The organism is Neobacillus sp. NPDC058068, from assembly GCF_042885335.1.
GTDB lineage: Bacteria > Bacillota > Bacilli > Bacillales > Cytobacillaceae > Neobacillus.
The window spans coordinates 139,334-152,541 of record NZ_JBHVSI010000016.1; the positions used below are offsets into that span (position 1 = coordinate 139,334).

A 13,208-nucleotide genomic window follows, 5' to 3' on the forward strand; every position below is an offset into this window, starting at 1 on the left:
AAAAGTGAATGAAAAAGACTATGAGAACCGTCCCTGTGGTATCACGCTAATTTGTTGACTGTCCAGCTCTTTTCTTTATGCGTCCTGCAAGAGGTACTACAATGATACCTGCTATTACAACCTGCATAACATTTCCTGGGATGGAGCCGAATGGCTGTATCCAGTTACCGTAAAGGAGCACTTCGGCAAAATAGTAGCCAACGACTTTTATTATCAGTGCAGATGCAACTGCCAGTGTGTTAACAAGGACTCTTTTGCCGGGTACCTTTTCGGAAATAAGTCCGGCTAAGAAGCCCATTGCACCTACGATGATAAATGTAAACGGTGCCCATACTGCCCAGCCAGAGATAAGATCGAAGAAACCCATCCCGAAAGCACCTGCTACGGCTCCCGATTTTTTGCCGAAAACCAGGGCTGCTATAAAAAGAGGCACGTTACCCAGATGGATTAAACCTCCGTTCCCCATTATTGGGAGCCTTATGTTAATGAACATGGTGGCTACAAGGGTTAATGCGATGAAAAGCGCATTGATGACTATGGTTTTTGTCTTAGTTGTTTCAATTGGTGAGAATGTTGAATTCATATGATAACCTCTTCTTTTTTTAAAAATAATATCATACAATCAGATACTTAATAAATATGTTCCGTATCTTTTTCAGCAGTTTATTCGTTATCTAGCTCTCTCTTTTGTAATATGCAAAATTTATTTTTATAAAAATAGGTATATAACTAGTCCATATAAAAAAAAGGTCACATAGACTAATGGTGACACAAGACAAATTCACATGGAGGTAATTTTAATGAATAATAGAAATATTGGGTATGGTGGTTATCCAGGAGCTATGATGCCGGGACATTACGGTGCAGGATGTGGATGTCCTCCTCAATACTGCCCACCACAAGTGTTTCCTACACAGTATGATCCGGGACTAGTTGACCCTGCGCAACAATATGTAAAAACAAACTTATTTAATAAAGTAGTCTCTCATGTCCATCCTTCTCATACGACAACAGTCAACAAGCTTCATGTTAATCATCAACATTATTTTCCCCACACAGAATCATGTGTAAATGAATGCTGTGAAACACATACAATGTGTGGATGTCCAGTCAACCCTTGTTGTCCATCAGGTCCATTTGGATTCTAGCCTCTTTTTTCCCCCTCATTAGGGGGTTTTTTTTATAACAATAACAAAAACAATTTCATATACTATAAAAGTTCCAAGATACAAGTTCTCCTTTGGTACCTTATGGGTACCTTTTTTATTTGTTGATAGAAATAAGTTACCTTTACTAAAATATTGATAATAAAAAATGACAGGTATGAATCTAACGAAATAGATCCACACCTGTCATTACTTCAGTACAAAAAGTTATTTTAAAATAACCCTAAACTGCATATGATTTATGAAGATAAGTTTCTATAAACTCAGCCAATCCATCATTTTCGTGGTGTCCTGTTACAAAATCAGCTGCTGCTTTAACCTCTTCGCTAGCGTTCATCATTGCCACGCCAGTACCGACATGACGAAGCATCTCTATATCATTGGGTCCGTCTCCAATGGCGACGACTTCGCTTGGACTAATTCGAAGTGTGCGAAGTAAGGTTTTTATAGCAGACCATTTGGAAACATTAGGAGCAACCAATTCAAACCCGTCATTCCAATTGATGACTTCTGCTTCGTTTTTAAACAATGCGGATAGTTCAGGTCTTGGTGCACCTATTCGCACACTATATTTAAGAACATCTTGATACTTTGCTTGTCTTAAATCTCCAATATAACGCGGCGGAATTTGCCCTACTTTTGTCCAATAATCGATTTCTTCATTTGTTTCCTTACAATAAAGCCCAGTTGCTGTATGGATCATAACATTACAAGGATTTTCAGTGGTCAGATGGTGGAATCGTTCTTCGTTCAGTTGGACGGTTTTCATTTGCAAAGCGCTACCTGTTTCTGCATCGTGAATAGCGGCACCATTCAAACAGATCATTGGAGTTCGTAATCCAATTTCTTTATGGTAGGGAGCGGTTACTTCATAGTGTCGGCCAGTAGCTAGAAAAACCTGGACTCCCTGATTAATGAGCCCATAAATGGCCTCCATATTTCGGCGGGAAATGTTGTTTGAGGATTTTAGTAGTGTACCATCCATATCGATAAATACTGCACGTACATTCATTTATACTGCCCCCTCATCCGTTGGTAAACCAATCATATCATCTGAATATTAAAGCCGTGTAAACTCAGTGTACAGATTAAATAAAGTTTATTGGGAAGCAAGGGACGGTACAATGCAAGATATAAATAGTATGCCATTAACAGGTGTAAGAGTTGAACATCAAGCTGCCATTATTGGCGGCCTTTCTTAATGAGCTAATTGAGCTTTAGTTGAAGAAGGATATTAGGTTATGGAGTAGAATATTAATTAGATATTAATAAGGGGGGATAAAATTGTCAACCTTCAAAGATATAGGTGGTTTCATTGTACGGACTGGAAAAATAGAAGATACTAAAACGGTTTTAGAAATACAGAAATCAGTTGTTTCCGAAGGTAAGTATCTTATTGCATATCCCGAAGAGTTTACTAAAACGTTATCACAACAACAAGAATGGGTACAGAGCATATTGGATAATGAAAATGAAACCTTAATCGTAGCTGAAAAAGATGGTGAAGTTGTTGGTTGGATTGTCTTTCAAACTACCCCAAATAGAAAACGACTATCACATACTGGCTCTTTTGGAATGATGATCAGAAGAGGTTTCAGAGAACAGGGAATTGGTAAAATTCTGCTTAATGCTTTATTAGAATGGGCAGAGAAGAATCCCTTAATTGAAAAAGTAAGTTTAGGAGTTTTTTCAACAAATAGTAGGGCGATTTCATTGTACAAAAAAATGGGATTCATTGAAGAAGGTCGAAAAATTAATGAATTTAAATTTAATGATAATGAATATGTTGATGATATTCTGATGTATAAATTAGTTTAGTTACTTTGTTTTGCTTTTTTTTACAATTAACTAACTGAATAGATTTTGTGGAAGGTTTGGGGGATCATATATGAGGACTGATAAACTTATCTTTACGGGAGTAATGGCAGGTATTTACTCTTTTTTATTAGATGGTTTTGAACAGGATTATGGACTTAATTCTATTTTGAGTGGTTGTATCTTAACGGTTTTAACAATCATTACAGGATATTTATTACATAAGTTCGGACGTAATAAAAAACTGGATTGATGAAGGACAAATCGTGGTCTATCTAATAGGGATTAGTCCTTCAAAGGCTTGATGAAGGACTAATCGTTGTCAATTACGACATATTTCTAGCCGCTTACGACATAATTCCGCTCACTTATTACCTATTTTTCAAAACTTACGACATTTCCTGGATATTTATTGGTAATTGCCTCGAACCTCGAGAACTTACGACATAATTTTAGCCGCTTACGACATAATTCCGCTCACTTATTACCTATTTTTCAGAACTTACGACATTCCCTGGATATTAATTGGTAAATACCTCGAGCTTCTAGAATAAACGACATAGTTTCCTCCAAACACGAATAAGGAGGGGGACTGGATCCTTGTCAGGTACAAGATTCCCGTTACAATATGGGACAATGTTCCTGACCTATGTCCCGCCGCAGGAATTTTTTCTTTTTGCTTGAATATTATAATAAATAGCGTTTGGGGGTATATTATGAATGAGAATAAGGTAAAGCATCTTGAGTTTATTCAGGGTGTCATTAATCGGTTGGGGCAAAATTCCTTTTTATTGAAGGGGTGGGCAGTTACGCTTGTTGCGGGGCTTTTTGTTTTTGCGAATACCCAGGATATGGACTGGAGAATGATTTCCATTGCCTTGATCCCTAGTATTTTCTTTTGGCTTTTGGATGGTTATTATCTTTGGCAGGAAAAGCTGTTCAGAAAACTTTATGATTACGTTCGACAAAAAGGCGAGGGAGAGATGATCGATTTTTCCATGAATGTGAAACCATTTGTGTCCGAAACAAGCTCATGGATGCATATTTGCCTTTCTACTACATTAAGCCTATTTTACTTTCCAATAATTGCTATTATTATAATTACAATGACGCTTGTTTTGTAAATATTAATTTCTGTGGTTAAATATAACAAAAATGGCTGATATAATATATAAAAAATAAAGCTAACTAATATTTTATGGAGGAGAAATGACCATAATCAAACCAAGATTATTTATTGGCTCTGCCAGAGAATCCGCTGACTATGTTGATGCCATTCATGAAGCACTTACTCAAGTTGCTGAGGTTACTCCTTGGACAGCCGGTGCATTTCGCCCGCTCGAATATAATATGGAAAGCCTTGAGCGACAATTAGATGAAAATGATTTTGCCGTATTTGTATTTTCACCGGATGATGTTGTAAATATTCGCGGTACGATTACATTTACGACAAGGGACAATACTTTGTTTGAAATGGGGTTATTCTGGGGTAGATTAAGAAGAGGACGAGTTTTTTATATTATTCCTAGTGCAACGCCGGAAAGTGAGGAAGCACAGGGTTTTCGTTTACCTTCCGATTTGGACGGCCTTACGGTATTAAGGTACGAAATGCGTGCTGATCATAATCATGATGCTGCTGTGAATGTAGCCTGCAGGGCGATCAAAAGAAAAATTCGCGAGTTGGGCGTCTTTCAAAATCCAGCTATACTCTTAGCGGAAGTTCAAGCGAACATGGAAAAAGACTATGCCTTAATTCGCATCCTCAGGACCTTATCAAAACGACTCTTAACAGACCCATCGAAAAAGTTTGAATATCTGCAAGAAGCTGTTCGGAACGCATATCTTGCTCCAGCTGCTTATTTCGTTGAAGGAATCGGGGTCTGGCAAGCGGAGGGAATTGATGGCCTTAAACAAATAGCGGGAAATGACGGCGTAGGGGAATTTTACCCATTTAATGTGAATGAAAATAGGCGGAAAACAGATCGAATTATCGTCATTGATTGTTTTTTACAAAGTAACGAACTGGTTTTTCAAAAAAGCAGTACAGCCTTTGATAATACGTATGTATTATGTTACCCTATAGGTAATCAATTAGTTCTAACGGTTGAATTAACGGGAAGAAGGGCATTAAGCCAAGCAGAGATTGACGATATTTTTCTCAATAATTACAACCTTTTAAACACGATTAACAATATCTTTGGAGGTGCATCTTCATGAATAGAGCAGTAGTATCAAAAGTTAACAAAAAATCGTATAAACTTGGAGAAACTGTTACAGGCGTAAGAGCAGTTATTACCTCCATTCACGGAAAAGAAGAATCAGGAAAAGTTATTTATAAACGTAAAGCAGACTATCGAGAAGACCCGTATCAAAAGCGGGCTTAAAGGGCTAGTGAGACCCCGCAGGCGCGATTCACTTTTAACACAGCCTTCCATAAAAAAGCTCAGTGAATGATCTATTCACCGAGCTTTTTATCGGTAATGGCTACAAATCAAACTTTGGAATTTTTTTCGATTACATATTTTCATTTATTATCGCAAGGATCTGATGGTCTGCCCATTGCCCATTTATCATGATATTTTTCCGCGCAATTCCCTCTTGACGAAAGCCCGATTTTTCCAGGACCCTGATGGAACCCAAGTTATCCGGCTTAACACCAGCTTCTATTCTATGCAGCTTTAGCTCAGTAAAAGCATAATCAACGAGTAACTCGATTGTCTCTGTCATATATCCTTTTCCATTATGCGCTTTGTCAAGGACATAGCCAACGATGCAACTCTGCGCCGGACCACGCTCCACTTTAAACAACCCAATACTCCCAATTAACTCTTCACTTTCATTGAGAAAAATTCCAAATGAATAAGCCTGATCCTGGCTCATATTTTCCTGGTTTGTTTTAATCCGCTCCAGTTGTCCTTCCAATGTATAATATGATTCCTTGCGATCGATGGAATACTCCTCAAAAAACGAGCGATTTCTGACTTCTAAATGTAAGATTTTTTCTGCATCTGCACTTTCAAGTGGTTTAAGAAAAACCCTGCTGCCCTCTAGCTTCATTTGCACAATCTCCTTCTTCCCTCTAACTTTTTTTAAAAATAACCAATATTCCCTCTATACTAATTTTACTCTATCCTATTTACTCTTGTATAAAAAGACGCAATCAAAGCGTTTTTTTTTGCAAAAGGGATGAAAATTCAGAATTTTATTGACGAATACTTGCTTCATAATATACTATTAAATCATACTTAAATATTTACGAATGATATTCGGTAATGTCGAATGGAGGGGGAAAAAATGGCTGAACGCCTAATCCAATCTATAGAACGAGCAGCAGACATCCTCGAATTGTTTTTGGACTTTGATCAGGAACTGAGTGTAAAGGACATAAGCGTTAAACTCGGATTGTCCAAAAGTACCGTTCACGGTCTTATCAAGACCCTTGAATATCGAGGATACTTGCAGCAAAACAAGGACGATTTAAAATATAGGCTTGGCCTGAAGCTATTTGAACTTGGAAACAGGGTTAGTCATCAATTTGATCTTGGAAAAATTGCCCGCCCTATTATTAAGGAACTTGTAGATGAACTAAAGGAAACCGTTCACCTAGTTGTCTTTGAACGGGGAGAAGTCATTTACATTGAAAAGTTAGACGGTCCACGGGCATTAAGAATTTACTCTCAAGTTGGGAAGCGTGCTCCGATTCATTGTACCGGGGTAGGAAAGGCGATTCTAGCTTTTCAAGAGGAAGAAGAAATAGAAAGGCTTCTCTCTAACTCTGATCTGGAATCATATACAGAGTACACGATAACCGATAAAGAAGAATTGAAAAAACATTTACTTCTTATTCGAGAACAGGGCTATTCCATTGATGATGAAGAAATTGAATTAGGACTCAAGTGTGTAGCTGCACCGATATTTGATCATCATGGTCAGGTGATAGCGGCGATTAGCTGTGCAGCTCCTAAAGTAAGAATGGATAACCTGAGACTTTCTGAAGTCAGTAAGCAAATTCAACTAGCAGCTGTAAGTATTTCACAGAGCATGGGTTACAAAACAAAACCAGCACATGTGTAGGCTTGGATACAAAAAAATTGATTCATACAAAGGAGGAGAATATTTTGTCAAAAGTAAAAGTTGCCATTTTAGGTTCAGGAAATATTGGAACCGATCTCATGATTAAGCTTGGACGCTCGGATGTATTAGAGCTTACCGCTGTAATTGGGATTGATTCAGAGTCGGATGGTTTACGACGTGCAAGAGAATTAGGGTATTTAGCAATCGATACAGGTCTGCAAGGATTTCTGGAAAACCATTCAGACTTAGCGGATATCGTGTTTGATGCTACCTCAGCAAAAGCTCATGTCCGCCATGCCAAAATGTTAAAAGAGGCTGGAATTAAAGCTATCGATATGACGCCGGCAGCCCGCGGGCCATTTGTTGTTCCATCCGTTAATATGGGGTCGAATATCGAAGAAGCAAATATTAACTTAATTACCTGCGGTGGTCAGGCAACCATTCCGATGGTTCATGCGATAAATCGTGTCAGCCCTGTGGAATATGCTGAAATAGTCGCGACCATTTCTAGCAAAAGTGCTGGCCCAGGAACACGTGCAAATATTGATGAATTTACTGAAACCACTTCAAGAGGAATTGTAGAAGTTGGCGGCGCGAAAAAAGGGAAAGCCATCATCATCTTGAACCCGGCAGAACCACCAATTTTGATGCGGGATACCGTCTATGCCCTTGTAGAAGAGGGAACGATGGATGAAGTGAAAGTTACCCAATCCATTAAAGAAATGGAAAAAACGGTTCAATCCTATGTGCCTGGATACAGACTGCGTACAGAGCCTATATTCGATGGAAATAAAGTGACCATCTTTATCCAAGTCGAAGGGGCTGGAGACTACTTGCCTAAATACTCTGGAAACCTTGATATTATGACAGCAGCAGGAGTTAAGGTAGCCGAAGAATTTGCGAAAAATCAATTAGCTTATCAGCTAGTTAAATAGAAAGGAGTCTTACCAAATGACAAACGCCCGGGATATTTATATCACAGAAGTAGCATTACGTGATGGTAGTCATGCGATTGCCCACCAATTTACGGTTGAGCAAGTCCTAAAAGTAGCAAAAGGATTAAATGATGCAGGAGTTCCTTATATCGAGGTTGCACATGGCGATGGCTTATCAGGCTCTTCCTTACAATATGGTCTTTCTAGAACCAATGAAATGGAATTAATCGAAGCAGCTGTTTCGGTTGCTGACAAGGCTAAAATTGCTGTTCTTTTAATACCGGGTATTGGTACGGTTAAGGAATTAAAAGAAGCTGCCAACTTAGGCGCCAAAATGGCACGGATTGCCACTCATGTGACAGAAGCAGATGTTGCTCCACAACATATTGCAGCGGCAAAAGAACTAGGAATGGAAACGGTCGGATTTTTGATGATGTCCCATATGGCACCGGTTGATAAGCTTGTAGAACAAGCCAAATTAATGGAAAGCTATGGTGCTGATACGGTGTATGTCGTGGATTCCGCAGGAGCATTACTTCCTAATCAGGTCCGCGAGCGGATTCATGCCTTGAAACAAAGTTTAGGAATTAATATTGGCTTTCACGGCCATAATAACTTGTCTCTTGCAATGGCGAATTCATTAGTTGCTATTGAAGAAGGGGCAACACGCATCGATGGAAGTGTCCGCTGTTTAGGTGCCGGAGCAGGTAATACGCAAACGGAAGTACTTACTGCTGTGCTGGACCGGATGGGAATTCAAACAGGAATCGATGTTTATAAAATGATGGATATAGCCGAAGACATTGTTGCGCCAATTCTAGAAACACCACAGGAGATTACTCGGGATGGTCTTGTTCTTGGGTATGCAGGTGTCTATTCAAGCTTTGCGCTTCATGCGAAACGAGCAGCAGCTAAATTCGGTATTGATTCACGCGATATTTTAGTAGAATTAGGTAATCGCAAGGTCGTCGGCGGTCAGGAAGATATGATTGTTGATGTAGCTGCAGAAATTGCTAAAGTAAAGGCCGAAGCGGTACGATGAAGAAAAGAGAAGCCAACCACCTATATGTAAGTAGTTGGCTTTTTTCTATTATAAAAAATGGGGAGCATTCACTTGTTCTATTATATATGCATGTATGGAGGTGTTCTTACACAGACTGTTTTGGACGATAAAACTCCTTGGGAATAGGACCGAAAGCTCTTCGGTGATACAGCATTGGATCTTTTTCTTTATTGATTTGAAGGTCTGTCACTTCTCCAATGAATACGGTATGATCGCCTGCTTCAATGGCTTTAAATGTTTTACATTCAAATACACCAAGAGCCCCATCAATAATAGGCAATCCATTGCTCGAAAACTTCCAATCGCATGTACTAAAACGGTCAGGATGTTTAGTAGCAAACGTTTTACAAAGTTCTACCTGTTCTTCTGCCAATACATGAACAGCAAATTTCCCACTTTCTTTAAAATCTTCAAGTAAAGAAGATCTGTGATCGATGGACCATAGAACCAATAGTGGATCGAGCGAAACAGAAGCAAATGAATTTACTGTCAGCCCTACTGGTGTTCCATCCTCTTTTATCGTTGTAACGATTGTTACTCCGGTCGGGTAGTTTCCCATAATTTGTTTAAATAAATCTTGATTTGTTTCTTTTTGCATGTACTCATTCTCCTGTTCTTTTGAAATTGATTGCATTTCTACAATCATAAACAGAATATTTTAAATTTTAAATCCCTACATCCAACATTATGAAATTTCATGAAATTCTTTTGATAAGGAAAAATGTAAGCTTCTACTATTTAATATTTGTGATAAGAGATAGTCTATTTTATAATTAAAATTATGTATATATTTTGAATTTTCCGAAATGTTGATTTCCTCTTATTTATTTTAAAGAAGGTTTGAATTAAGGAGAGTGAGTTAATATTGATTAATTCAGTAAGTAGAGCATGTCAAATTTTAAGTTGTTTTACGCAGGAAGAACCTGTGTTAGGAAATGCGGAGATTGCAGAAAAACTGGGATTAAGCACAAGTACAACGCATCATCTTATCACAACCCTTTGCAAGGAGGGGGTTTTAATGAAAGATGTAGACAAAAAGTACAGACTAAGCTGGAAGGTACTTGAATGGAATAATAATGTCATGTTTCAGCAAGATTTTTATGATAAAGCAATGCCGTTAGTAAAGGAATTAATAATGATATTTAAAGGGACAGCACATATCTCCATGTTTGATCAGGGCGATGTAGTCCATGTCTTAAGAATCACTTCAAAAGATTTAGATTCTGTTCCTACTTATCTCGGTGCAAGAAGGCCTGCCTATTGTACAAGTGCAGGCAAAGCATTACTTGCTTATAATAACGCTTATCTTCAAAAAACAGTTGAAAAAGGATTAATAAGACAAGGTCCAAATACCATTACCGATGTCAAGCTGCTTGAAAGGGAACTGAAGTCAGTCCGGGAACAAGGTTATGCTATAAGTGATAATGAAAATGATACTCACACCTATGCTATAGCTGCTCCAATTTTCTCCTATTCAGGGGAAACAATTGCTTCCGTTAATTTAGTTGGCCCAATAAGCTATATGAAGGGGCTTCATCGTCAACACATTATTCAAAGTGTTGTAAATACTGCTAAAGCCATTTCCCGAGAGTTGGGCTACATTGAGTTAAAAAGTACCAATAAGAGAAATGCCAAAAGATAATTCCATTTAAGTTTAGATTATTTGAAAATAAATCCAAAATTTTCATAAAAATTTCACTATTTTAAATCCTGTGATCGAAGTATATTGTTTTTTTAAGTATAGTGATAAACAAATAGTAAAGATTGGAGGATTGAAGGACTTAAAGATTATAAATTTGTAAACGTTACCATTTATTTTTAGGTCTTATGAATGCGCTTACTGCCTGCCCTTGGCAGCAGAAGCTAATCCAACTGTCTAATGAATTCTTAAAACGCAAATACTTCGAAACAGGGATACATTTAGCTGACAATTTTTATTTAATTTGGAGGGAATAACTAATGGGGATTAGAACAGGAGAACAATATATTAACGGTTTAAAATCACGTACACCAGAGGTCTGGCTTCGCGGTGAAAAAATCACAGATGTGGTGAATCATCCAGTATTCAAACAGCCAATTAAAGAGATTGCTAAGTTGTTTGATTTACAACATGACCCTGAATACCAAGATAAAATTACACATATATGCGAAGAGACTGGCGAACGGGTGAATAATGGGTATCTTATTCCAAGAAATGGGGAGGATCTTAAAGCACGTCGGCAGCTATTTGAAATATGGGCTGAATCTACTTTTGGTTTGATGGGCAGAACACCGGATTTCCTTAGTATTGTTGTGACATCCATGGCAACAAATGATTGGTTTTTCCGTCAGTATGGAGAACGGTATGGCGATAATATCATTAACTATTACCGCTATATTAGAGATAATGACTTGTTCTTGACTCATGCTATCGTAAACCCGCAGAATGACCGCAGTAAAGCTTCGTTTGAGCAAAATGATGAGTTTTCACACCTTGGGGTAGTAAAAGAAACGGAAGAGGGATTAATTGTACGCGGTGCTAAAATGTTAGCAACTCTTGCACCTATTACAGATGAAGTAATCGTTTATTCTTATCCAGGATTTAAGCCGGGCGATGACAAGTATGCGATTTCGTTTGCACTTCCACTTGACACTCCTGGATTAAGAATTTATTGCCGCGAAGAGATGCAAGATGGCAAACGTTCTACTTGGGATCATCCATTAGCATCACGTTTTGAGGAAATGGATGCGATTTTAGTATTTCATGATGTCCTTGTCCCATGGGAACGAGTATTTATTAATCAAAATGCAGAAGCTGGAAATTTACTTTATCCTAAAACAGGTGCAAACCTTCAGCCTTCCCATCAGTCTGCCGTCAGAGGTTTGTGCAAGCTTTCCTTTGTAACAGATGTGGCCTGTTCAGTAGCAGATGCCATCGGTGTAGATGGATTCTTGAATGTACAAAATCAATTATCTGAACTGATTCAGGGTGTAGAGACCATCCGTGCTTTGGCGCGAATTGCCGAATATGAATATACGCTGACAGACCAAGGAGAAGCTTTGCCAAACATTGTGCCGTTGGAAACAATCAGGGGATTGCTTCCAAAAATGTACCCAAGGGCAATTGAAATATTACAGACAATCGGTGCAGGAGGCCTATTGATGTCACCATCCGGGGCAGATTTTGTCAATCCGGAAATCATGGAGGACATGGAGAAATATTATGTCGGTCGATTAGGCGTATCTTCGGAAAAACGAGTCCGTTTATTCAAATTGGCATGGGATTTATGTGGAGAGGCTTTTGGTCAAAGGTTATTACAATATGAACGTTATTATTCCGGCGACCCTGTCCGTAAAATGGGAATGTTCTATAATGTGCATAAGAAAAACAATCCGTCCTATCCGCTAGTGGAACGGGCATTAGAAGAATCTCTGCTTATGTCCGAGGAATATAAGACTAAGGTGCAAAATGTGTAAAAAACACCATGAAGAGAGGTAATCCATTGGAAGTCCATCAAACTGACAGTCTTCAATTACCTGGATCAGTTGTTGCTATTGGTGCCTTCGATGGTGTGCATCGCGGACATCAGGCTGTGATCCGTGAGATGGTAAAAAACAGCCGTTTAGAAGGGGTGCCGAGTGTTGTTTATACATTTGATCGCTCCCCTCGTTCTTTTTTTCAAGGGGCGCAAGTATTGACAATGCCTGAAAAGAAGGTTCAACTGATGAAAGATTTAGGGATAAATCATATCGTTCTTGCCAATTTCGATGAACAATATATGCAGCGAACAGCCGATGACTTTATCGAAGAGTTATCGTTATTGAATCCTGTAAGAATTTTTGTTGGTGATGATTTTCGCTTCGGCCATAAACGGACGGGAGATGTTACCTTATTAAAACAGCATTTTGCAGTCCCGCCCATTCCTCCTGTTCGCAGTATGGATGGAGAAAGAATTTCTTCCACCAGAATTAGAGAACTTATTTTACAGGGAAAACAAGAGCAGGCACTTCCACTTCTTGGTTGGACCTGATTGTTCAGGGGACTGCCTTTCCGAGTATTAAAAAGCACAGCCAGCAAATTTGATATGCTCCCCTTAAGGTAGACAGATTAAAAAATAAAAAATCTGGCTACTCTTAAGGGGAGTATTTATTATGTCTAAAAGAGCTTATTCAGCT

General features: G+C 38.5%; 17 protein-coding genes. 13 read left to right on the forward strand and 4 right to left on the reverse strand.

Going from position 1 to position 13,208, the window contains the following annotated elements; translation table 11 throughout:
* Positions 1 to 46 precede the first annotated feature (46 nt).
* Positions 47 to 583: an ECF transporter S component gene (locus tag ACFVSW_RS19020; protein WP_387318198.1), complete on the reverse strand. Its 537-nt coding sequence runs from the start codon at positions 581 to 583 to the stop codon at positions 47 to 49.
* A gap of 217 nt (positions 584 to 800) precedes the next feature.
* On the opposite strand from ACFVSW_RS19020, the gene ACFVSW_RS19025 reads away from it, so the two are divergent.
* Positions 801 to 1,148, forward strand: a complete 348-nt coding sequence (locus ACFVSW_RS19025) for a CotD family spore coat protein (protein ID WP_387318199.1) — start codon at positions 801 to 803, stop codon at positions 1,146 to 1,148.
* A gap of 241 nt (positions 1,149 to 1,389) precedes the next feature.
* Here ACFVSW_RS19025 and ACFVSW_RS19030 read toward each other — a convergent pair whose 3' ends face one another.
* On the reverse strand, positions 1,390 to 2,178 hold the full coding sequence (locus tag ACFVSW_RS19030; RefSeq protein WP_387318200.1) for an HAD family hydrolase: 789 nt from the start codon (positions 2,176 to 2,178) through the stop codon (positions 1,390 to 1,392).
* A 67-nt stretch (positions 2,179 to 2,245) separates the two neighbouring features.
* Between ACFVSW_RS19030 and ACFVSW_RS19035 the strand changes: the two genes are divergently transcribed.
* From ACFVSW_RS19035 to ACFVSW_RS19060, 6 genes are all read left to right on the forward strand, one after another.
* Positions 2,246 to 2,368: a hypothetical protein gene (locus tag ACFVSW_RS19035; RefSeq protein ID WP_387318201.1), complete on the forward strand. Its 123-nt coding sequence runs from the start codon at positions 2,246 to 2,248 to the stop codon at positions 2,366 to 2,368.
* 82 nt (positions 2,369 to 2,450) lie between these two features.
* Positions 2,451 to 2,984: a GNAT family N-acetyltransferase gene (locus ACFVSW_RS19040; protein WP_387318202.1), complete on the forward strand. Its 534-nt coding sequence runs from the start codon at positions 2,451 to 2,453 to the stop codon at positions 2,982 to 2,984.
* Positions 2,985 to 3,054: 70 nt separating this feature from the next.
* Complete coding sequence (locus ACFVSW_RS19045; protein ID WP_387318203.1) at positions 3,055 to 3,234, forward strand: hypothetical protein; 180 nt, start codon at positions 3,055 to 3,057, stop codon at positions 3,232 to 3,234.
* A gap of 463 nt (positions 3,235 to 3,697) precedes the next feature.
* Entirely contained in the window at positions 3,698 to 4,105 is a 408-nt protein-coding gene (locus ACFVSW_RS19050) for a hypothetical protein (RefSeq protein WP_387318204.1), read from the forward strand.
* A gap of 85 nt (positions 4,106 to 4,190) precedes the next feature.
* On the forward strand, positions 4,191 to 5,198 hold the full coding sequence (locus tag ACFVSW_RS19055) for a TIR domain-containing protein (RefSeq protein WP_387318205.1): 1,008 nt from the start codon (positions 4,191 to 4,193) through the stop codon (positions 5,196 to 5,198).
* A complete protein-coding gene (locus ACFVSW_RS19060; protein ID WP_387318206.1) occupies positions 5,195 to 5,365 on the forward strand; it encodes a hypothetical protein in 171 nt (56 codons plus the stop codon). The genes ACFVSW_RS19055 and ACFVSW_RS19060 overlap by 4 nt, the downstream gene beginning before the upstream one ends.
* A 130-nt stretch (positions 5,366 to 5,495) precedes the next feature.
* On the opposite strand, the gene ACFVSW_RS19065 is transcribed toward ACFVSW_RS19060, so the two are convergent.
* Positions 5,496 to 6,038, reverse strand: a complete 543-nt coding sequence (locus ACFVSW_RS19065; RefSeq protein ID WP_387318207.1) for a GNAT family N-acetyltransferase — start codon at positions 6,036 to 6,038, stop codon at positions 5,496 to 5,498.
* A 237-nt stretch (positions 6,039 to 6,275) separates the two neighbouring features.
* Here ACFVSW_RS19065 and ACFVSW_RS19070 point away from each other — a divergent pair, with 237 nt between their 5' ends.
* The 3 genes from ACFVSW_RS19070 to dmpG are packed head-to-tail and all read left to right on the forward strand — an operon-like array spanning position 6,276 to position 9,032.
* Positions 6,276 to 7,055 carry an IclR family transcriptional regulator gene (locus ACFVSW_RS19070; RefSeq protein ID WP_387318208.1) on the forward strand — a complete coding sequence of 260 codons (780 nt, stop codon included), beginning with the start codon at positions 6,276 to 6,278 and terminating at the stop codon, positions 7,053 to 7,055.
* A gap of 44 nt (positions 7,056 to 7,099) precedes the next feature.
* Entirely contained in the window at positions 7,100 to 7,990 is an 891-nt protein-coding gene (locus ACFVSW_RS19075; RefSeq protein WP_387318209.1) for an acetaldehyde dehydrogenase (acetylating), read from the forward strand.
* Positions 7,991 to 8,006: 16 nt separating this feature from the next.
* The gene (gene dmpG / locus ACFVSW_RS19080) at positions 8,007 to 9,032 is read left to right on the forward strand and encodes a 4-hydroxy-2-oxovalerate aldolase (protein ID WP_387318210.1); all 1,026 of its coding nucleotides are present in this window, start codon (positions 8,007 to 8,009) and stop codon (positions 9,030 to 9,032) included.
* 106 nt (positions 9,033 to 9,138) lie between these two features.
* Here dmpG and ACFVSW_RS19085 read toward each other — a convergent pair whose 3' ends face one another.
* Positions 9,139 to 9,651, reverse strand: coding sequence for a flavin reductase family protein (locus ACFVSW_RS19085; RefSeq protein ID WP_387318211.1), 513 nt, complete (start codon positions 9,649 to 9,651; stop codon positions 9,139 to 9,141).
* A gap of 267 nt (positions 9,652 to 9,918) precedes the next feature.
* Between ACFVSW_RS19085 and ACFVSW_RS19090 the strand changes: the two genes are divergently transcribed.
* From ACFVSW_RS19090 to ACFVSW_RS19100, 3 genes are all read left to right on the forward strand, one after another.
* Positions 9,919 to 10,695, forward strand: coding sequence for an IclR family transcriptional regulator (locus ACFVSW_RS19090; protein WP_387318212.1), 777 nt, complete (start codon positions 9,919 to 9,921; stop codon positions 10,693 to 10,695).
* Between the two features lie 317 nt (positions 10,696 to 11,012).
* Positions 11,013 to 12,509: a 4-hydroxyphenylacetate 3-hydroxylase family protein gene (locus ACFVSW_RS19095; protein ID WP_387318213.1), complete on the forward strand. Its 1,497-nt coding sequence runs from the start codon at positions 11,013 to 11,015 to the stop codon at positions 12,507 to 12,509.
* A 26-nt stretch (positions 12,510 to 12,535) separates the two neighbouring features.
* On the forward strand, positions 12,536 to 13,063 hold the full coding sequence (locus ACFVSW_RS19100; protein WP_387318214.1) for an FAD synthetase: 528 nt from the start codon (positions 12,536 to 12,538) through the stop codon (positions 13,061 to 13,063).
* The last annotated feature ends 145 nt before the right edge of the window (positions 13,064 to 13,208 follow it).